At 59.1% G+C, this 19,121-nt stretch carries 18 protein-coding genes; 14 read left to right on the top strand and 4 right to left on the bottom strand.

Annotated features, from left to right (window positions below; all coding sequences use genetic code 11):
• Positions 1–12: 12 nt before the first annotated feature.
• Both ACYVIS_RS04570 and ACYVIS_RS04565 read right to left on the bottom strand, forming a co-directional pair.
• Positions 13–471, bottom strand: coding sequence for a CBS domain-containing protein (locus tag ACYVIS_RS04570; protein ID WP_232743341.1), 459 nt, complete (start codon positions 469–471; stop codon positions 13–15).
• Positions 465–1,745 carry a YihY family inner membrane protein gene (locus ACYVIS_RS04565; protein WP_232744551.1) on the bottom strand — a complete coding sequence of 427 codons (1,281 nt, stop codon included), beginning with the start codon at positions 1,743–1,745 and terminating at the stop codon, positions 465–467. Before ACYVIS_RS04565 ends, ACYVIS_RS04570 begins: the two co-directional genes overlap by 7 nt.
• A gap of 242 nt (positions 1,746–1,987) precedes the next feature.
• Here ACYVIS_RS04565 and ACYVIS_RS04560 point away from each other — a divergent pair, with 242 nt between their 5' ends.
• Genes ACYVIS_RS04560 through aroC form a run of 3 tightly spaced genes read left to right on the top strand, consistent with a single transcriptional unit; the run spans position 1,988 to position 4,990 of the window.
• Complete coding sequence (locus ACYVIS_RS04560; protein WP_232743340.1) at positions 1,988–2,398, top strand: DUF2069 domain-containing protein; 411 nt, start codon at positions 1,988–1,990, stop codon at positions 2,396–2,398.
• Positions 2,395–3,873: a protein adenylyltransferase SelO gene (locus tag ACYVIS_RS04555; RefSeq protein ID WP_232743339.1), complete on the top strand. Its 1,479-nt coding sequence runs from the start codon at positions 2,395–2,397 to the stop codon at positions 3,871–3,873. Before ACYVIS_RS04560 ends, ACYVIS_RS04555 begins: the two co-directional genes overlap by 4 nt.
• Before the next feature lie 58 nt (positions 3,874–3,931).
• A complete protein-coding gene (gene aroC / locus ACYVIS_RS04550; protein WP_232743338.1) occupies positions 3,932–4,990 on the top strand; it encodes a chorismate synthase in 1,059 nt (352 codons plus the stop codon).
• A gap of 9 nt (positions 4,991–4,999) precedes the next feature.
• Here the strand turns inward: aroC and ACYVIS_RS04545 are convergent, their stop codons facing one another.
• A complete protein-coding gene (locus ACYVIS_RS04545; protein ID WP_232743337.1) occupies positions 5,000–5,392 on the bottom strand; it encodes a RidA family protein in 393 nt (130 codons plus the stop codon).
• A 115-nt stretch (positions 5,393–5,507) separates the two neighbouring features.
• On the opposite strand from ACYVIS_RS04545, the gene ACYVIS_RS04540 reads away from it, so the two are divergent.
• The 11 genes from ACYVIS_RS04540 to guaB all read left to right on the top strand — a co-directional run bounded on the left by ACYVIS_RS04540 (position 5,508) and on the right by guaB (position 18,106).
• Complete coding sequence (locus ACYVIS_RS04540; protein ID WP_232743336.1) at positions 5,508–7,097, top strand: ABC transporter substrate-binding protein; 1,590 nt, start codon at positions 5,508–5,510, stop codon at positions 7,095–7,097.
• 14 nt (positions 7,098–7,111) lie between these two features.
• Positions 7,112–8,068 (top strand): ABC transporter permease, encoded by a 957-nt coding sequence (locus ACYVIS_RS04535; protein WP_232743335.1) that lies wholly within the window; start codon positions 7,112–7,114, stop codon positions 8,066–8,068.
• 9 nt (positions 8,069–8,077) lie between these two features.
• Positions 8,078–8,941, top strand: coding sequence for an ABC transporter permease (locus ACYVIS_RS04530; RefSeq protein ID WP_232743334.1), 864 nt, complete (start codon positions 8,078–8,080; stop codon positions 8,939–8,941).
• The gene (locus tag ACYVIS_RS04525) at positions 8,938–9,987 is read left to right on the top strand and encodes an ABC transporter ATP-binding protein (RefSeq protein WP_232743333.1); all 1,050 of its coding nucleotides are present in this window, start codon (positions 8,938–8,940) and stop codon (positions 9,985–9,987) included. The genes ACYVIS_RS04530 and ACYVIS_RS04525 overlap by 4 nt, the downstream gene beginning before the upstream one ends.
• Positions 9,984–10,949, top strand: coding sequence for an ABC transporter ATP-binding protein (locus ACYVIS_RS04520; RefSeq protein WP_232743332.1), 966 nt, complete (start codon positions 9,984–9,986; stop codon positions 10,947–10,949). Before ACYVIS_RS04525 ends, ACYVIS_RS04520 begins: the two co-directional genes overlap by 4 nt.
• A gap of 30 nt (positions 10,950–10,979) precedes the next feature.
• Positions 10,980–12,254 (top strand): amino acid deaminase, encoded by a 1,275-nt coding sequence (locus ACYVIS_RS04515; protein WP_232743331.1) that lies wholly within the window; start codon positions 10,980–10,982, stop codon positions 12,252–12,254.
• Positions 12,255–12,262: 8 nt separating this feature from the next.
• On the top strand, positions 12,263–13,150 hold the full coding sequence (locus tag ACYVIS_RS04510; protein WP_232743330.1) for a MurR/RpiR family transcriptional regulator: 888 nt from the start codon (positions 12,263–12,265) through the stop codon (positions 13,148–13,150).
• A gap of 67 nt (positions 13,151–13,217) precedes the next feature.
• Positions 13,218–14,684 carry an N-acyl-D-amino-acid deacylase family protein gene (locus ACYVIS_RS04505; protein WP_232743329.1) on the top strand — a complete coding sequence of 489 codons (1,467 nt, stop codon included), beginning with the start codon at positions 13,218–13,220 and terminating at the stop codon, positions 14,682–14,684.
• A gap of 82 nt (positions 14,685–14,766) precedes the next feature.
• A complete protein-coding gene (locus tag ACYVIS_RS04500) occupies positions 14,767–15,699 on the top strand; it encodes a 2-dehydro-3-deoxygalactonokinase (RefSeq protein ID WP_232743328.1) in 933 nt (310 codons plus the stop codon).
• A 31-nt stretch (positions 15,700–15,730) separates the two neighbouring features.
• Positions 15,731–16,390: a 2-dehydro-3-deoxy-6-phosphogalactonate aldolase gene (locus tag ACYVIS_RS04495; RefSeq protein ID WP_232743327.1), complete on the top strand. Its 660-nt coding sequence runs from the start codon at positions 15,731–15,733 to the stop codon at positions 16,388–16,390.
• A gap of 255 nt (positions 16,391–16,645) precedes the next feature.
• Positions 16,646–18,106: an IMP dehydrogenase gene (guaB, locus tag ACYVIS_RS04490; RefSeq protein WP_232743326.1), complete on the top strand. Its 1,461-nt coding sequence runs from the start codon at positions 16,646–16,648 to the stop codon at positions 18,104–18,106.
• Between the two features lie 150 nt (positions 18,107–18,256).
• Here the strand turns inward: guaB and ACYVIS_RS04485 are convergent, their stop codons facing one another.
• The gene (locus tag ACYVIS_RS04485; RefSeq protein WP_232743325.1) at positions 18,257–18,982 is read right to left on the bottom strand and encodes an alpha/beta fold hydrolase; all 726 of its coding nucleotides are present in this window, start codon (positions 18,980–18,982) and stop codon (positions 18,257–18,259) included.
• Positions 18,983–19,121 lie beyond the last annotated feature (139 nt).

Below are 19,121 nucleotides of genomic sequence, written 5' to 3'. Positions count from 1 at the left end.
TGCCGGCAAACGTCAGGTGGAAGAAGTTTCGCTGTCGGAAGGCCAGTCGCGGATATATGCCTTGAGCATATTGTTTTCGAATTGTTGCGCCGCAACAATTGCCTGCGCCATGTCGTAAAAGGAAATGACCCCCAGCAGCATCGGGCCGTCCATGACCGGGATGTAGCGCGCATGCTTTTCAAGCATGAGGCGCTGCACTTCATCGGCATCGGTATTGGGCGTGACGCTGACCGGTGCGTCGTCCATGATGCTGCGTATGGTGTTGGTGCCGGTTGTGCCGTCGTTGTCGTGCAGGTGGCGGATGATTTCACGGAAAGTGAGCATGCCCGTGAGCTGGCCGTGATCCATGATGACCAGGGAGCCTATGTCTTGCTCGCTCATGGTTTCCAGGGCTTGCATAATGGGCATGTCAGGCGAGGCGGTGTAAAGGGTGTGACCTTTTACACGCAAGATTTCACTGACTTTTAACATTGCTGATCTCCAGGGTGGGCGCTAGCCGTATGCTTATTTTGCACCATAACATTGGTTTCGGGTAGCGCTTCGTAGGGTTCGAGGATTTCTTCGAGCGCTATGTTACGCGACTGTGTCAGCGAGCTCGACAGTGCGTCGATCAGCAGGCGATCCTGAGTCAGGCGGGATTGGCCGCGGTCGATCAGCAGGGCATCGATAATTGGCCCCAGCGTTGCGTCGCGCATATCGCAGGCCAGCACCCACTGCTCAACGCCGCGTTCGTGGGACTGCACGATGTAGCCGAGCACTTTGAGCGTGTCGAGCACCGGCAGCAGTTCGTCCTGATCCAGGTGCAGGTGCGCGCTCAGGTAGCGTACGCTGCGCCCCGGCGGCAGGCTGCCCTGGGCGCCGTACAGCAGGCGTATGACATTGACGGCATCGATGAATGTTGCGCCGGGTTGGCGGTTTTCAGCCCAGCGGCGCAGGCGCAGCAGCGGCAGGGTAGCCGCCACCGTGGCACCGAACAAAATGGCCAGCCATGACAGGTAAATCCAGAGCAGGAAGACGGGAAGTGTGGCGAAGGCACCGTAAATCACGGTGTAGGAGGGAAAGCGGGTCAGGTAAAAGGCGAAGCCCGCTTTCATGATTTCCAGCACGACAGCCGCGCCGAAACCGCCCGCGAAGGCGTCTTTCCAACTGACGTCGCGATTCGGCACCATCATGAACAGAGCCGCAAAGCCCAGCCCGGTGGCGATCATGGGGACGAATGACAGCGCGAAGCTCAGGGCTGCAGACACTTCGGCGACTCGCCCCAGGGATTCGCGCGCCAGAAACGAAGTGGCCCATAAGCTGGCCCCGGCCAGTATCGGCCCCAATGAAATGATGGCCCAATACACCAAAATACGCTGCCGAAATGGACGCTGGTGCATGACGTTCCATATATCGTTGAGCGCCTTGTCGATGGTCATGATCAGCATGATCGACGTTACGATAAGAAATACACTGCCGATTGCCGTCAGGCGCGAAGCCTGTGCCGCAAACTGGTTGAGGTAGTTCATGACATTGTTCGAAACAGCCGGCGGCATGAGGCTATTGCTGAAAAAGTCTTCCAGTGCCAATTTGAAGTCCGCAAACAGCGGAAACGCGGTGAACAGGGCCAGGATCACCGCCAGCAGGGGGACAATCGCAAGCACGGTGGTGAAAGTCAGGCTTGCGGCCACCTGGGTCAGTTTTTTCTCGCCTGCCCGGTACGCCGCAAAGCGCAATACTTTGCTGGCGCTGGCGCGCCAGCCCATCTCATGCAGTACGGGCTTGGCAGGGTCGTTCGTGGTGAGGACAGTGGAGGAGACCGAGCTTTCTTTGGCGATCGGTGCCGTGGCGGCGCGCATGGCAGTCGCCGCCGATTCGGTATCGGATGTTGAGCGGGCGGATGGCGTTTGATTGATAGTCATGAGCCGGCCTGTAAAGTTCTCGCTGTTTTGGGGCAGGTATGCGGGGCGGCGAGATTCAAGTGCCACATTCGAGTGATAATAACAGCATGAATACGCAACTAAACTCCAAATTGCGCCTTGGCGCGGCCGCGGCCCTTGTGGGCCTGATTGTTCTATGCCTGGTATGGGAGCTCAAGGCGGCGCCTTTGCGTCCGGGCGGTTCGCTACTGGTTTTGAAAGTCTTTCCGCTCCTGTTGCCTTTGCGGGGAGTACTCAAGGGCAAGGTCTACACTATGCAGTGGGCCGCCATGCTGATTCTGCTTTATTTCATGGAGGGCGTGGTGCGCGCCTATTCCGATCCGGCGCCTCTGTCGACGTACATGGCCTGGATTGAAATTGTCCTGTCGGCGGTTTTTTATTTGTGCGCCATTTTTTATGTCCGGCCGGCCAAGCGCGCCGCCAAGGCCAAACAGGCAGCCCAGGCCGGGCAAGCAGTCCAAGGCAAGCAGGTCCCATGAAATTCGATTCAATCAATCAGTTGAAAATCGTCAATTCGTTTGCCGATCTGCCAACCGCGTTTTACACCCGGCTGGCCACCCAGCCCCTGACACGGCCGCGCCTGCTGCACGCCAATGCCGATGTGGCCGGGCTCTTGGGCTTGTCGCCCGCGGCGCTGGCCGAGCAGGCATTTCTCGATGTGTGTGCCGGGACACTGCCTCTGGCCGGCGGCAAGACGCTGTCGGCGGTTTATAGCGGCCACCAGTTCGGCGTGTGGGCGGGCCAACTGGGCGATGGCCGGGCCCACTTGCTGGGCGAAGTCGTCGGCCCGGCGGGTTCCTGGGAATTGCAACTCAAGGGTTCGGGCCGCACTCCGTATTCACGCATGGGAGACGGCCGTGCGGTATTGCGTTCGTCGGTGCGCGAGTACTTGGCGGGCGAAGCCATGGCCGGGCTGGGTATTCCCACCACGCGAGCCCTGGCGCTGGTGGTGTCCGACGATCCGGTGTATCGCGAAACCGTCGAAACCGCGGCTATTGTTACCCGAGTGTCTCCCAGTTTCGTTCGCTTTGGCTCTTTCGAGCATTGGCACTCTGCCCCGGAAAACTTGCGTGCCCTGCTGGATTATGTCGTGGCGCGATTCTATCCCGAATGCCGCGAGGGCCAGGTGGGCGAACCGAATTCGCCCAATGACGTCGCCCTGCGTTTTTTACGGGCAGTGGTGGTGAAAACTGCCGAACTGGTGGCGGCCTGGCAGACTGTCGGCTTTTGCCATGGGGTCATGAATACCGACAATATGTCGATACTGGGCCTGACCCTCGATTATGGCCCGTACGGATTCATGGACGCGTTCCAGATCAAGCACATCTGCAACCATACGGACACACAAGGGCGCTACGCCTGGAACGCCCAGCCCGCCGTGGCTCACTGGAATTTATACCGGCTGGCCAATAGCCTGGTGGCGCTCGACATTGAACCCGAAGCCCTGAAGGCCGAGCTGGAGCATTTCGAGGCGGCGTTTCTGAATACCTATCGCCGGCGCCTGGCCGACAAATTCGGCCTGCGCCAATGGCAAGAAGGTGACGAAACGCTGGTCGACGATTGGTGGCGGCTGCTGCATACCAATCGGGCCGACTTTACCTTGAGCTTCCGGACTCTGGCCCGGGCCCCGCAAAATAGCGACGCGTTTCTGGCTTTGTTTGGGGATAGGGCGGCGGCCCGGGCGTGGCTGGATGCGTATACGCAACGCCTGGCGCTCGACGAGCGTGCCGGCGCCGAGCGCGCTGACCAAATGGATAGGGTCAATCCTCTGTATGTGCTGCGCAATCACCTGGCTGAAAAAGCCATTCAGGCGGCCAAGCAGGGCGATGCCGGCGAAATCGACACCCTGCTCACGCTCTTGAGCGATCCCTATACGGCTCGGGACGGTTGCGAAGCCTATGCGGCGCTGCCGCCCGAATGGGCCTGCCAGCTGGAGGTCAGCTGTTCGTCGTAGGCAAAGTGATGCCATAATCCCGCTTACCGCGTTTTTGTTTCACTACTTAAAAAACATTATGTCCGGCAACACCCTAGGCAAATTATTCTGTGTCACCAATTTTGGCGAATCCCACGGCCCGGCCATTGGCGCCGTGATCGATGGCTGTCCGCCCGGACTGGCCCTGAGCGAGGCCGACATCCAGTTCGAGCTGGATCGGCGCCGCCCCGGCACTTCGCGCCACGTAACCCAGCGCCAGGAGGCTGACCGGGTGGAAATCCTGTCGGGGGTATATCAGGGCGTTACCATGGGTACGCCCATAGGCCTCTTGATACGCAATACCGACGCGCGCAGCAAGGACTACACCAATATTGCCGATACCTTTCGTCCCGGGCATGCCGACTACACCTATAGCCAGAAATTCGGCCGGCGCGATCCGCGTGGAGGAGGGCGCTCTTCGGCACGCCTCACGGCCCCGACCGTGGCTGCCGGCGCAATAGCCAAGAAATGGCTGGCGCAAACGCATGGCATAACGATACGCGGCCATATGAGCCAGCTGGGCCCTATTTCGATTCCCTTCAAGTCGTGGGACGAGGTGGGCAACAATCCTTTTTATGCGGCCGACGCGAGTATTGTTCCCGAGCTTGAAGCCTATATGGATCAGCTGCGGCGCGACGGCGATTCGATCGGCGCCCGTATCGAAGTGGTGGCCGAAAATTTGCCCGCCGGCTGGGGCGAACCCTTGTACGACCGGCTCGATGCCGATATCGCCCACGTCATGATGGGGCTTAATGCCGTCAAGGGCGTGTCGATCGGTGCCGGCTTCGAAAGCATTGTGCAGCACGGTTCGGAGCACGGCGACGAAATCACTCCCCAGGGGTTCCTGAGCAATAACGCGGGCGGCGTCCTGGGCGGGATTTCCTCCGGGCAGCCCATAACCGTGTCGCTGGCCATCAAACCTACCTCGAGCATCCGCACCGAGCGACGCTCGATCAACAGCGCCGGCGAGCCTGTGCAGGTGCAAACCCTGGGCCGCCATGATCCCTGTGTAGGCATACGCGCCACACCGATTGCCGAGGCGATGCTGGCAATCGTTTTGATGGATCACGCATTGCGGCACCGTGCGCAATGCGGCTGACTCCTTATTTCAGGCTTTCGGCTTGTAGGCGGTAAGGTCGATTTCGACCTTGGCGTCTATCATGAGCCGGGCCTCGGTGGTGGATCGGGCCGGGCGGTTGGCCCCGAAACATTCCATATACACCCTGTTGAAGCTGCCAAAGTCCCGGGCGTCGGCCAGCCATACATTGGCTTTGCAGACATCGTCCAGGGTGCAGCCGGCCAGGGCCAGCGCCTTTTCCAGATGCTTGAATACCTGGCGGGTTTGAGCCTCGATGCCGCCAGTCACGACCTGGCCTTGATCGTCGGTCGGGACCTGGCCTGATACGAAAACGAAATCGCCGGCGCGAACCACGGGCGAAAGCGGGCGCGCCTGCCGATCCGATGCCGTGGGTGCCTGGCCCAATAATTCGATAGAAGCCATTTGTTTCTCCTTTTTGTAAAAAAATTACAGGAAAACCCTGATATAAAGGTTATTGACGGATTTTTCCGAGATGATTAGCATTCTATTTGTAATTTTATTACTAAATGGTGCCACTATGCAATCTTCCAACATTAGCAAAAACAGCCTGTTTCTCGAGCAGCATAGTCCTGCCCGGCGCAAGGTTTTATTGATGGGCGCCTTGGGTATTTCCGCAGCCGCCTTGGCTGGAAACAAGGTTTTTGCCGCCGGCGGCGGGCAGTCCGCCAGCCTGGCGATGATAGGTGATCCGCAAACGCTGGATCCCATGCTGACTACGGCGGATCTGGTGGGCACCATCATGCAGCACGTTTACGAGCCTCTTTACACTTTCGACGCCAAATGGAATGTGGTTCCCATGCTGGCGGCGACAATGCCTGTGATTTCAGACGACGGCAAGGTGTTTGAAATAGCCTTGCGCGAAGGGGTCAATTTTCACAATGGCCAGAAAATGAGCGCCGAGGATGTGGTTGCGTCGCTTGAGCGGTGGAGCAAAATATCGCCGCGCGGCAAGGCCGTTGCCAAGGAAATAGCCGAGATAAAAATAATCTCGCCCGCCAAGATAGCCATACATCTGAACAATCGCTACGCGCCCTTGCTGGCCCAGTTGGCGTTTTCCTCCAGCATGGCGGCGATTCTTCCCAAAAGCACGATTGCCATGCCTTTGACTCAATTCATAGGCACAGGCCCTTACAAATTAAAGGAACGTCGCCCCGACCAATACACCATCATGGAGCGCTTCGACTCTTATTCGGCGCGCACCGAAGCTCCCAGCGGGTATGGCGGCAAGCGCACCGCAATCATCAAAGAGCTGCGGTTTGTGCCGGTGCCCGATTCGAACACGCGGGTCGAAGGCGCTTTGTCGGGTCAATTCACCTATGCCGATTTGCTGCCGGTGGAGTCTGTAAAGCGGCTGGAGCGCGGCGGCGAAGCGATTGTCCCCATCATTACCAAGAACTTCGGCTTCCCCTACCTGGTGTTCAATACCAAAGAGGGCACGCTGCAGTCGCAAGCCATGCGTCAGGCCGTGCAGACATCCATGTCCGCCGACGAACTCATGGCGGCTGCATTCGGCGATCCGCGTTTCTTTATCGTGGAGCCGAATTTCTTTCCGAAAGGAACGCCTTATTATTCGGATGCGGGTGCCGAACACTACAACAATAACAATCCCAAGAAAGCGGCCGAACTGGCCAAACAGGCTGGGTACGCCAATAAGCCGATTCGCATCCTGGCCAGCCGGCAATACGAATTCCATTACAACATCGCAATGGTGCTGGTCGAGCAGTTCAAGCGGGCTGGCCTGGCTACCGACCTGCAGGTGGTCGATTGGGCCACTTTGCTGCAGCGTCGCAATGATCCCAAGCTGTGGGATATCTACATTACCCATTCGGGCCTGTTCCCCGAGCCCATGCTGTCGCCGCCTCAACTGGGGTCCGGCGCGCCCGGCTGGTGGGATTCACCCGAGAAAGCCGCCAGCATCAAGGCCTTCAACGACGAAGTCGATCTTGCAAAAAGGGCGCCGTTGTGGGGTGGCGTGCAGAAAGTCGTTTACGATCAGGTGCCATTCGTCGAGCTGGGCAAGTTCAATAGCCTGTCGGCGAGATCGAGCAAGCTGCAGAATTTCCTGCCCGGCGCCTGGCCTTTCTTCTGGAATGTGACGCTCGCTTAAGAGGCCGCGCTCAAATGCTCGATCGTATCAAGTTCCTGTTCGCGCGCTCGCTGGGTGCCTGCGTGGTGCTGCTGATCGTGGCGGTCCTGGTATTCGCTCTGGTGCATATGGCGTCGGGCGATCCCATCGCCGTGCTCCTGGGCGACCAGGCCACCGCCAGCGACATCGCGCAAGTGCGTACGATGTACGGGCTTGATCAGCCTTTGTTGACTCAGTTTTTTCTGTGGATTCAGCAGGTGCTGCATGGGAATCTGGGTACCTCCATATTCCTGCAGAAGCCGGTTGCCGAGGTTTTGCTCGAACGGGCCGAGCCTACCGTGTTGCTGGCCACTTTTTCTGTCGCGATTGCCACGCTTATCGGTGTTCCATGCGGAGCGCTGGCCGCCGTGTGGCGCGGATCCAGAACCGACCAGGTGGTCAGCGCGGTGGCCATGCTGGCGGCCAGCGTACCCAGTTTTTGGATGGGCTTGATCCTGATCCGGATCTTTGCGGTGCAGATGGGCTGGTTTCCCGCCTCGGGCTACGGCCCTCCCGAAGCAAACCTGGCGGGGCATGTGTATCACCTGGTGCTGCCTTCCATTGTGCTGGGCGTGCTGAATTCCGCCTTGATCATCCGTTTTACCCGGGCGTCGATGCTCGATACGCTGGGCGAAGATTATGTGCGCACCGCCAGGGCCAAAGGCTTGTCGGAGACGACCATCATGGTCAAGCATGTCATGAAAAATGCATTGATCCCTATTGTGACTGTCATCGGCCTGACGGCGGCCCTCATGATAGGCGGCACGGTCGTCACCGAGACCGTTTTCAATTTGCCGGGGGTGGGAGGGCTGGTGGTGCGTGCGGTGCTGCGTCGCGACTATCCGGTGATTCAAGGTACGCTGCTGGTAGTGGCGTTCATCTATGTGTTGATCAATTTTTTCATCGATTTTTTATACACCGTTATCGATCCCCGTATTCGTCTGCACAAATAGATCACCATCATGAATACAGCCACCATGCCGCCCAGCCGATTCCAGTACCTGGCCCGCCGCTATTTCGCCCGCCGTGTCGTGCTGTTTGCCACCGTGATCCTGGTCCTGGTTGTTGTCGTGGCGCTGAGCATTTCGTGGCTTTCCAATGTCGATCCCGGCGCCATTTCCATTATGCAGCGGCTTAAAGCGCCATCTTTGTCGCACTGGGCCGGCACTGATCAATTGGGGCGCGACGTCTTTTTGAGAATGGCCTACGGCGGCCGCTATTCTCTTACCATCGGCCTCGTAACGGCTTTCGGCGCCGTAGTCATAGGTACCGTGCTGGGCATAGTGGCAGGCTATTTCCGCCTGGCCGATGCGCCGATCATGCGGGTCGTGGATGCCATGATGGCGTTTCCCGATATTCTCCTGGGTATCGCCCTGGTCGCTATTCTTGGGCCATCCCTGTGGAACGTTATTCTTGCCCTGGTGATTGTCTATACCCCCAGGGTGGCAAGGGTGGCGCGCGCCTCGACCCTGGTTCTGCGAGACTTGCTGTATGTGGATGCCGCCAGGGCCATCGGTACGCCTACCTGGAAAATCTTGTATCTGCATATCCTGCCGGGCCTGATCTCGCCCATCCTGGTACAGCTGACCTTCATCTTTGCCTATGCCATTCTGGCCGAAGCCGGCCTGTCGTTTCTGGGTGTCGGCGTGCCGCCGTCCATCCCTACCTGGGGAACGATGATTTCCGGCAGCCTCAACTATTCCGACCAGGCTTTCTGGACGATCATCTATCCTGGCCTCGCCATCGTCGTGACATCCCTGTCATTGCAAATCGTGGGTGATGGCATACGGGATTCGCTCGATCCCAAGCTGAGGAAAGCAGCATGACGATTTCCTCAGGCACCTCCGGAAACAGTGTCGCGCGCATCGAGGTGGACTCCCTGTCGACCTCGTTCATGACAGATCGCGGCCGCATACAGAGCGTGTCCGACGTTTCGTTTTCCATTCCGGCCGGTTCCACGCTGGCGCTGGTCGGCGAGTCAGGGTCGGGCAAATCGGTGACCAGCCTGAGTTTGATGGGCCTGCACGCCAGGACATCGCATCCGCAGGTCAGCGGCAAGGCCATGTTCTTGCGGCGCAATGGCGAGCGGGCGAGCTTGTTCGACCTGTCGGAGCGCGAGTTCCGGTCGCTGCGCGGCAACGAAATGGCCATGATTTTTCAAGAGCCCATGACGAGCCTGAATCCGCTGCTTACGGTGGGTGAACAGATTGCCGAAGCGACGCGGCTGCATTTGGGCTACGACCGCAAGCAAGGGCGGGCTCATGCGCAGCGCATGCTCGAACTTGTGGAAATTCCCGCGGCGGCGCGCCGGGTCGGGGAGTATCCGCACGAGTTGTCGGGCGGTATGCGCCAGCGCGTCATGATAGCCCTGGCCATGGCATGTTCGCCGACCCTTTTGATTGCCGACGAACCGACAACGGCTCTGGACGTCACCATACAGGCGCAGATTCTGGCCCTCATAGGCCGCCTGCAAAAGGAAACCGGCATGAGCGTATTGTTCATTACTCATAACCTGGGCGTGGTAGCCCAGTATGCGGATAATGTAGCGGTGATGTATGCCGGGAAAATAGTTGAAAATGGCGATGTCAGGCGAGTGTTCGCAAAGCCGGCGCATCCTTATACGCAGGCCTTGCTGAGCTGCCTGCCTGCCATGGCCAAGAAGGCGAATATGCGCGACGCGGGGGGAAGACTACGCCTGGCGGCCATCGAAGGGCAGGTATCGAGCCCTTTCGATATGCCGCCGGGATGCGCATTCAGCCCGCGATGCCCTTTGGCCGATGCGCAATGCAAGGCGTCGGTGCCTGGCTTGTGCAGCCTGGAACATAGCGGCGGGCGTGTGCGCTGCTTCAAGGCGCAGGGGGTCGTGGCATGAGCACGCGCGAATCCATGGTGGATATTCGGGGCTTGAGCAAGAATTTTGGGTCGGCCAGGGCGCCCGTCCAGGCGGTCAGCAAGGTGAGCTTTGCCATTTTCAAGGGTGAAACCGTGGGACTGGTCGGGGAGTCGGGATCCGGCAAGACCACCATAGGAAGAATGCTGAGCCGCCTTACCGATCCGAGCGCCGGCGAGATGTGGTATCACGGTGTACAGCCCGCAGTGGATTTGGCTAAACTCAGCCAGCACCAATACCGTCCTTTGCGGTCGGAAATTCAGGTGGTGTTTCAAGATCCCTATGCCAGCTTGAACCCGCGCATGCGCATACGCCAGATTCTGGGTGAAGCGCTTGACGCGCACGGCCTGGCCGGCGGCCCGGCGCGCATGCCCCGGATTCATGAATTGCTCAGGCAGGTTGGGCTGAATGAAGATCACGCCGAGCGTTTCCCCCATGAGTTTTCGGGAGGCCAGCGGCAACGCATCGGTATTGCACGGGCGCTGGCTGTCGAGCCCAAGTTCATCATTGCCGACGAGCCCTTGTCTGCCCTGGATGTGTCGATCCAGGCACAGGTCATCAATTTGCTGGGCGATATCAAGGACAGGCTGGGACTGACCATGCTGCTGATATCGCACGATCTGGATGTGATCGAGTATTTGTGCGACCGGGTGATTGTGCTTTACTTGGGTCGTATCGTGGAAATCGCTCCCACCGAAAAGCTTTACTCGCAGGCATTGCACCCGTATACCAAGGCGCTGTTGGCGGCATCGCCCATCCCCGATCCCGAAGTGTCCCGGCCTGTTCAATTGCTGGAAGGCGATCTGCCCAGTCCGGCCGACCCGCCTTCGGGCTGCGTGTTCAGAACGCGCTGTCCGCTGGCCGAGGCGCGCTGCGCACAAGCCGACATGAGTCTGCGCGAACATAGTGCGGGCCATTGGCAAGCCTGTTGGCGCAACTTTTGACTGACTCCCGAAAAAAGCCTGGAAATTGAAATGAGCATGAATCCAAAAAACCTGTTGAGCCGCAGTTTCAAAGGGTTTCCCTATACCGCCGAGGCCTGCCCGGTGGACGATATCGGTCGATATGGCTGGAATCTGTTCAACGATGATTTGCCGTATCCCATGGCGGTCATCAAGGAGGCCGAGCTCGAGCACAATTTGCGATGGATGCAGGCGTTTGCCGGGGAGCGGAAAATTTTTATCGCCCCGCACGGCAAAACCACCATGTCGCCCCAGCTGTTTCGCAGACAGCTTGAGTTGGGGGCATGGGGCTTGACCTTCGCGACGGTTTTTCAAATCAACGCCGGGCTCGAGGCAGGAGCGAAGCGCATCATCATTGCCAATCAGGTGGTCGCCGACGCCGATCTCGACTCCCTGGCTTATTTGCTCGAAAACGATCCGGAGTTGCGTATCTGGTTTCTGGTTGATTCGCCGGCCCAGGTTGAGCGGATTGAATCGTGGGCCAGCCGGCGCGCCAGAACGACTCGTTTCGACTGTCTGCTCGAGGTCGGCATCGAAGGGCAAAGAACAGGCTGCCGGACTCTGGCCGAAGCCATAACCCTGGCCGGACGAGTCCGGGGCTCCAATAATCTGGCGCTGGGCGGCATAGAGTGCTACGAAGGAGGCCTGGCACATTGCCAGACCGAGCACGATCGCAAAGAAGTGGAAATCCTGATGGCGCGTGTCGCGGAAATTACCAAAGAGTGCGACCGGCTCGGCTATTTCGAAGACGGGCAGGTCGTTATGAGTGCCGGAGGGTCGGCGGTTTTCGATCTGGTCGTGCCCGGACTCAGGATGTCTTTGTCGAAACCCGTGGTAGGGGTTTTGCGCTCTGGCTGCTACATCACGCACGATCACGATTTTTATTCGAAAATGCTGCGTAACGTCGAGCAGCGCGAAGGGCTGAAGGCCAGCCTGCTGCCTGCCCTGGAGGTCTGGACCATAGTCCAGTCCGTGCCTGAACCGGGCCTGGCGATATTGAGCTGCGGCAAACGGGATATTTCCTACGATTTATCCCTGCCTGTGGTTACGCATTATTCTCCCAGGAGCAAGCTGGAAAAGACGCCGGCGCCCCAGGGCTGGAGCATTTCCGCGCTTAACGACCAGCATGCCTACCTGCGCTTCGCACCCGGCTCGCACGCCCCGGAAGTCGGGGACCGGGTCATTTTGGGGATCTCCCACCCTTGCACTACTTTTGATAAATGGACCTGGCTGCCGATTATCGACGAGGCGGGCACAGTGGTCTCCGCGGTCACCACGCGTTTTTAGGAGTCCCGATGGCGATTACTTCCTCGTCCCTTGGCCTGTTGCGCCAGCTCCAGGAGTCTGCGACTCATGTTTCAAAGGCTCAGCAGCGGGTTTTGCAGGTCATGCTTGGCGATCCCAATGCGATCGTCAACAGCACGATAGAGCAGATCGCCATAAGCGCTGGCGTTTCCATGCCGTCGGTGATTCGTACCTGCCGCAATTTCGGTTATGACGGCTTTCGGGATTTCATGCTTGCGCTGGCTCAGGATCTGGCCGTATCGAATCATCATCTGCATCGCAGTGTGTCGATCGATGACGCTGCTCCCGATGTCGCCAGCAAGATCGTGCAGAGCGCGATTTCATCGTTGGCCGAACTGGAGCGTAATCTGGATGTAGACATACTGGATCAAGTCGCCAGAAAAATCGTTCATGCTTCGCGAGTCGACTCCTATTCGGTCGGATCGACTTCGACATTCATGTCGCAGGAACTGCAGGCTCGCCTGTTTCGCCTGGGGATCAACGCCAATGCGTTTTTCGATCCCCACCAGCAACTGATCTCGGCCAGCTCGCTGGATGAAAATGGGGTGGCATTCATTATTTCGCATCTGGGCAGCATGCCCTTTGCGCTGGAGGCCGCGCAGTTGGCCAGGAGCCGTGGGGCGACGGTGGTGGCCCTGACCCAGGCCGGCACGCCATTGGCCGACAGGGCCAGTCTGACGATTGCTGTATCGGTGCCGCAGGACGCGATCATGCGTGTCAGCACGGAAGCCTATCTGGCCCATTTGCTGGTCATAGAAATACTGATGGTGCGCGTAGCCCAGAATCTGGGCCCTGAGACCATTAAAAAACTGAAGCAGTTCAAGCGTGTGCTTGAACTGCATGGTGTGGATAGCGCTCTGCACACCGATATTTATTGATGTTGTAAAGGTCCTGGCGAATAGGGCGCCAAAGGCGTGCGCGCAGGGCCGGGTTTGAGGTTGGAAAATGAGTCAGGCTATAGCGGTATTGAAAAACGGCAGCGTATGCGACGGCTCCGCCGCGGGCGCGGTGCAAGCCGATGTCTGGATAAAAGGCGAGCGGATACTGGCGGTGCTGCCGCCGGGCATTGAGCCCCCGGAATTGCAGGGGTCTGCCGATTTGCGGGCTTGTGTCGCCCATGACTGTGCGGGCCGGATCATTGCGCCAGGCTTTATCGACGTGCATACGCATGACGATGCCATTGTTCTGGATCACCCCGATATGTTGCCCAAGCTGTCGCAGGGTATCACGACCGTCATTACCGGCAACTGCGGCATTTCACTGGTGCCCATGGTGACAGGCGATCCTCCGGCGCCTTTGTCCCTACTGGGCCACGAACAATTCCGTTTCAGCTCCTTGCGAGCCTATCGCGATGCTGTGGACCACGCGCGCCCTGGCGTGAATGTGGCCGCCCTTATCGGCCATACGACTTTGCGCATGCTGGCCATGCCTGATCTGGATGCGCCGGCTTCTGCCGACCAAATAGCCGCCATGGAGCGGATGCTCGACGATGCCATGACCGACGGCGCGTTGGGCCTGTCCTCGGGGGTGTTTTATCGCCAGGCGTATGCCGCCGATGTAGGGGAGTTGACGGCGCTGGTCAAGGTCGTTGCCAGGCATGGAGGCTTGTACGCGACGCATATCCGGGATGAGATGAAAGGCATTATTGCCGCCATTGAAGAGGCGGCCCTGACGGCCCGTCTTGCCGGTGCGCCTCTGGTGCTTTCGCATCATAAATGCGCTGGCCCGGCGAATTGGGGTCGTACCGAGGAAACCCTGCCCCTGATCGAAAAGCTCGCGCTGGAGCAGCCCATCGGCATGGACGTCTATCCCTATGCCGCGGGCTCCACCGTTCTCAGAGAAGATCTGGTCGATGGCGTTATCGACATCCTGATTACCGGAAGCAGTCCGCACCCCGAGATGATCGGGCGCCATCTCAAGGATGTGGCGGCTTTGTGGGGCGTATCGCAAGTTCAGGCATGCAAGCGGCTGCAGCCGGGCGGTGCCTGCTATTTCCAGATGCGGCAGGACGATGTCGATCGGGTTGTGTGTCATCCTTTGTCCATGATCGGTTCGGATGGCCTGCCGCACGACCAGCGGCCGCATCCCCGTCTGTGGGGCGCTTTTCCGCGGGTCCTGGATCAGTATTGGCGCATCAAGGGCGTCTTGCCGTTGGAACAGGCAGTGCATAAAATGACGGGCATGTCGGCGGCGCGCTTCAACTTGCAGGGGCGCGGGCACTTGAAGTCAGGCTTTTTTGCCGATATTGTGGTGATCGATCCGGACAAAGTACGCGATCGGGCCACTTATGCGGAACCGGCTCAGTTCAGCGACGGCATAGAGCAGGTCTGGGTCAACGGGTGCTTGAGTTTCAACGGCCGTCAACAGAGTGCCGTGGCCAGGGCGGGTCGATTTGTGAAGCGCAATAAATAGCCCGTTACCAGTATTAAAAACCAGGCCGCGCTTATCGCCTCGAACAGGTCGATGCGGCGGCATTCCAGGGCTAACAATTTTCATGCCGGATGCTTCATACTTAATTGCCCTGGATTGGGGCACTTCTTCACTGCGCGCTGCGTTGATGAATGCGCAGGGATCTGTGTTGCGTGAAATCAGTACGGACGACGGCATCATGTCGATTGCCGACGGCGGATTCCATGATGTATTTGATCGGCTTATCGGCCCCTGGCTGCGGGACTATCCTGCAAGCCTGGTATTGGCGGCGGGCATGATAGGCAGCCGCCAGGGTTGGTGCGAAGCACCTTATGTACCATGTCCGGCCGGCTTTGACGAGCTGGGTGCCGGCCTGGTCTGGTCGGGCGGGGCGGGCGTACCGGTGGGCTTTGTGCCCGGGCTGGCTACACACCATGCAAATGGCGCGCCTGACGTAATACGCGGAGAAGAGGTTCAGATTTTCGGGGCGCTCGATGCCTCGGGCCTGAAGGATGGCATATTCGTTTTGCCGGGCACGCACAGCAAATGGGCTGTGGTGGAAAACCGTCGAATCCTGCAGTTTCATACTTTCATGACAGGCGAGCTGTTCGCCCTGTTGCGCCAGCATTCAATACTGTCGCGCCTGATGCCATCGCAGGATGCGATACCCTGGGAGCAAGGGCGCGACAGCTTTGTCGCAGGCTGTTCCCAAGCCGTGGACGATGCCTTGCTGCACCGCTTGTTTTCCGTTCGGGCGCAGGGGCTGTTCGGGATGCTGGCGGGCGATCAGCAATCCGATTATTTATCGGGGCTCGTGATCGGTGAAGAAATTCGCGAGGCGCTGTCTTTGGTGCCTGGTGCCGCAGGCGGGCACATCCACCTGGTGTGCAAGCCTTCCCTGTTCAAGCGCTATCAGGCCGCTTTATCGGTCTTTGGGGTGGATAGTTCGGAGTGCACGCAGCAGGCGAGCTTTCAGGGGATGCTCGCGATTGCGCGCGGGTGCGGTTTGATCTCCTGAAGTATAAATAGCGTATTGCAGAGGAAAACCAATGAGTATCGAGCCGTTTCTGGACAGATTTCCGTTGATCGCCATTTTTCGAGGTGTTCGGCCCGAAGAAATTATCGCTATTGCGCAAGAGGTCGTGAGCGCCGGCTTCCAGATTCTCGAGGTGCCGCTCAATTCGCCGTGCCCGCTGGAAAGCATCGAGCTTCTGGCCAGGCACTTTCCAGATCAACTTGTGGGTGCCGGTACGGTAATGTCGCCGGACGATGTGCTGGCCATAGCGAATGCCGGCGGGCAACTGATCCTGATGCCGCATAGCGACCCGAGCGTGGTGCGCCGGGCGAAACAATCGGGCCTGTTGTGCGTTCCCGGCGTGGCGACTCCAACCGAGGCTTTTGCGGCGCTGGCCAATGGCGCGGATGCCTTGAAGCTGTATCCCGCGGAACAGATTGGCCCCATGGTCGTCAAGGCCTGGAGGGCGGTTGTGCCGCATCGTCATCGCCTGTTGCCCGTGGGCGGCATCACGCCCGGCAATATGGAAGAGTATTTGCGCGCCGGCGCCAATGGCTTTGGCTTGGGGTCGGCGCTGTACAAGGCGGGCATGTCGGCCAAAGACGTCGCGGCCAATGCGCAGGCTTTTCGGGATGCGTTGGCCAGGCTCCAGGAAGAAGGGCTGGTCAAGGCTGGCCCTTTGTTGAATCTGTAGATACGGTCCTGGAAGCCGATAGGCCGTGGCGTAGGGACGGTTCTTGTGGGTTGCCCGTGAGTCCGTGGGGATGGCCCTTGCGGCCGGCCGTCATCCGTGTTCTTTAGGTGCGGCGGTGGCGGCCCATGGGTTCGGTGTGGGCGGCCTTTGCAGGCGACCTGCGCAATTACCTTTAATGCGGACGAAAAAACGCGGCAGGCTGTTTTGGGATACTTCTACATAGGCGTATAATCTTGCTTTGCACGGAGCTATTTTATGCGTCTCATCAAAAAAGCGCTTACCTTCGACGATGTGTTGTTGGTGCCCGCCTATTCCGAGGTTCTTCCCCGGGACACCCAACTTGCCACGCAGCTTACCCGCAACATCACAATAAATATTCCGCTGGTTTCGGCGGCCATGGACACGGTGACCGAATCGCGTCTGGCCATTGCCATGGCCCAGGAAGGCGGCATAGGCATCATTCATAAAAACCTCAGCGCCGATGAGCAGGCCCGCGAAGTGGCGCGTGTAAAGCGCCACGAATTCGGCATTGTGATCGATCCCGTCACGGTTACGCCGACCATGAAAGTGCGCGACGCCATTGCGCTGCAGCGCCAGCACGGCATCTCCGGCCTGCCTGTGGTCGAAGCCGGCAAGCTGGTCGGTATCGTGACCAACCGCGACCTGCGTTTTGAAGACCGCCTCGACGTTCCCCTGCGCGACATCATGACGCCGCAGGAGCGGCTCATCACGATGAAAGAAGGCGCAACGCTCGACGAAGCGCAGACGCTCATGCATCAGCATCGTCTTGAGCGCGTGCTTATCGTCAACGATAAATTCCAGTTGCGCGGCCTGGCCACGGTCAAGGACATCGTCAAAAACACCGAACATCCCAGTGCCTGCAAAGACAGTCTTGGCCAGTTGCGCGTGGGCGCCGCGGTGGGCGTGGGCGACGGCACCGAAGAGCGTGTCGAAAAACTGGCTGCCGCGGGTGTGGACGTGATCGTGGTCGATACCGCGCACGGCCACTCGGCAGGGGTGATCGAGCGTGTGGGCTGGGTCAAGAAGAATTATCCGAAAGTTCAGGTCATAGGCGGCAATATCGCTACCGCCGCCGCCGCCAGGGCCCTGGTCGATGTCGGCGCCGATGGCGTGAAGGTCGGTATCGGGCCAGGCTCCATCTGCACGACCCGCATCGTCGCCGGCGTGGGCGTGCCGCAAATCACGGCCATTGCCGATGTGGCGAAAGCTCTGCAAGATACGGGCGTACCCTTGATCGCCGATGGCGGCATCCGCTATTCGGGCGATGTGGCCAAGGCCCTGGCGGCCGGCGCGTCGGCTTGCATGATGGGCGGCATGTTCGCGGGCACCGAAGAAGCACCAGGCGAGGTGGTCTTGTTCCAGGGGCGCTCGTACAAGTCGTATCGCGGCATGGGCAGTGTCGGTGCCATGACGGACGGTTCGGCCGACCGCTACTTCCAGGATCCCGCCAATAATGCCGACAAGCTCGTTCCCGAAGGTATCGAGGGCAGGGTGCCTTACAAAGGCAGCGTGATTGCGATCATCTATCAGTTGGTGGGCGGTATCAGGGCTTCAATGGGCTACTGCGGCTGCGCGTCGATCGAGCAGATGCGCAGCAAGGCCGAATTCGTTGAAATCACGTCGGCCGGTGTGCGCGAATCGCACGTGCACGATGTGCAAATCACCAAGGAAGCCCCGAACTATCGAGCCGACTAGTGGGGGCGGCCCTTTGTGGCCGCCCGTGCTTGCCGAGCCAGGTTCGAGCGGGCAGATGGAGGCCTGCCCCTACGAGTCCGGCCAGAGTTTGGTCGGGCACAAAGCCTGCCCCTACGGATAGGATGTGTTGCCAATGATGCTGGGTCGAATCTATAGATCAAGCAGGTTTCTTATCAAAAGTTCAGGAGCGGACACCATGGCGTCGTGGCCTGTGGCCAACTCGGCCCAGCTCCAGCCGGTTTGCGCTTTGGCCCATTGCCTGGATGCCTCCAGTGGCGCGTATGAAGGTGCGGTGCAATGCCAATAGGCGCATGGCATGCCGTTGCCAATGGGATGCCGCAGCTGCAGCGCGCTTTCATAGGTACCAAGCGGGTGGGGCGTAAGGCGTTCAGCGATAAAGTCGATATGGGCGGGTTCGATCAGGCCGAATGCCTTGGGTTTTGGCGCTGGCAGGGCAAGCCCATTGCAGGAATCTCGAGCGGCCGCGCGCAGCTTGGCTACGGTTTCGGATGCAAGCGTATCGAAGGTGCTCAGGCCGCTTTCCAGAATGAAGGCGTCGAGATAGATCAGCTGTTTCAGGCGTTGCGGCGCGCGATCCGCCACCCCCGTGATAACCAGGCCTGCAAAGCTGTGCCCGACCAGAATGACGTTGGTCAGGTCTTCCCAGAGCAACACGTTTTCAATGTCCTGCACAAAGGTGCCCAGCGTAATGCCGGAGCCGAGCAGGTGACTGCGTTCGCCCAGGCCCGTCAGGGTCGGTGTGTATACGCGATGCCCGAACGCCCGCAGCGCGTGGGCCACCTTGGCCCAGCACCAGCCTCCATGCCAGGCGCCGTGGACCAGTACAAAGGTTTTCAATGTGAGAGAGGCTGGCATGGGGTTTCTCGGCTGATGGTTGAAGGCGTGTTCCCGGATCCCGCACATGGAACCGTGGCGCCTATTGTGTTTTCGGGTGGCTGGACGTGTTGCCAGTATCGCAATAAATATCGTAAATGTCGTTTTGTAACGTATTTTG

The sequence above is a fragment of the Paralcaligenes ginsengisoli genome, from assembly GCF_054781135.1.
This window is presented reverse-complemented; position numbering and strand designations above follow the sequence as displayed.

Excerpts from the sequence above, each read along its gene's own strand:
- ACYVIS_RS04525 (WP_232743333.1), top strand. The coding sequence starts at position 8,938 with ATGACGATTTCCTCAGGCACCTCCGGAAACAGTGTCGCGCGCATCGAG.
- aroC (WP_232743338.1), top strand. The coding sequence starts at position 3,932 with ATGTCCGGCAACACCCTAGGCAAATTATTCTGTGTCACCAATTTTGGC.
- ACYVIS_RS04540 (WP_232743336.1), top strand. The coding sequence starts at position 5,508 with ATGCAATCTTCCAACATTAGCAAAAACAGCCTGTTTCTCGAGCAGCAT.
- ACYVIS_RS04555 (WP_232743339.1), top strand. The coding sequence starts at position 2,395 with ATGAAATTCGATTCAATCAATCAGTTGAAAATCGTCAATTCGTTTGCC.
- ACYVIS_RS04510 (WP_232743330.1), top strand. The coding sequence starts at position 12,263 with ATGGCGATTACTTCCTCGTCCCTTGGCCTGTTGCGCCAGCTCCAGGAG.
- ACYVIS_RS04515 (WP_232743331.1), top strand. The coding sequence starts at position 10,980 with ATGAGCATGAATCCAAAAAACCTGTTGAGCCGCAGTTTCAAAGGGTTT.
- ACYVIS_RS04500 (WP_232743328.1), top strand. The coding sequence starts at position 14,767 with ATGCCGGATGCTTCATACTTAATTGCCCTGGATTGGGGCACTTCTTCA.
- ACYVIS_RS04560 (WP_232743340.1), top strand. The coding sequence starts at position 1,988 with ATGAATACGCAACTAAACTCCAAATTGCGCCTTGGCGCGGCCGCGGCC.
- ACYVIS_RS04505 (WP_232743329.1), top strand. The coding sequence starts at position 13,218 with ATGAGTCAGGCTATAGCGGTATTGAAAAACGGCAGCGTATGCGACGGC.
- ACYVIS_RS04530 (WP_232743334.1), top strand. The coding sequence starts at position 8,078 with ATGAATACAGCCACCATGCCGCCCAGCCGATTCCAGTACCTGGCCCGC.
- guaB (WP_232743326.1), top strand. The coding sequence starts at position 16,646 with ATGCGTCTCATCAAAAAAGCGCTTACCTTCGACGATGTGTTGTTGGTG.
- ACYVIS_RS04495 (WP_232743327.1), top strand. The coding sequence starts at position 15,731 with ATGAGTATCGAGCCGTTTCTGGACAGATTTCCGTTGATCGCCATTTTT.
- ACYVIS_RS04570 (WP_232743341.1), bottom strand. The coding sequence starts at position 471 with ATGTTAAAAGTCAGTGAAATCTTGCGTGTAAAAGGTCACACCCTTTAC.
- ACYVIS_RS04520 (WP_232743332.1), top strand. The coding sequence starts at position 9,984 with ATGAGCACGCGCGAATCCATGGTGGATATTCGGGGCTTGAGCAAGAAT.
- ACYVIS_RS04545 (WP_232743337.1), bottom strand. The coding sequence starts at position 5,392 with ATGGCTTCTATCGAATTATTGGGCCAGGCACCCACGGCATCGGATCGG.
- ACYVIS_RS04565 (WP_232744551.1), bottom strand. The coding sequence starts at position 1,745 with ATGGGCTGGCGCGCCAGCGCCAGCAAAGTATTGCGCTTTGCGGCGTAC.
- ACYVIS_RS04535 (WP_232743335.1), top strand. The coding sequence starts at position 7,112 with ATGCTCGATCGTATCAAGTTCCTGTTCGCGCGCTCGCTGGGTGCCTGC.
- ACYVIS_RS04485 (WP_232743325.1), bottom strand. The coding sequence starts at position 18,982 with ATGCCAGCCTCTCTCACATTGAAAACCTTTGTACTGGTCCACGGCGCC.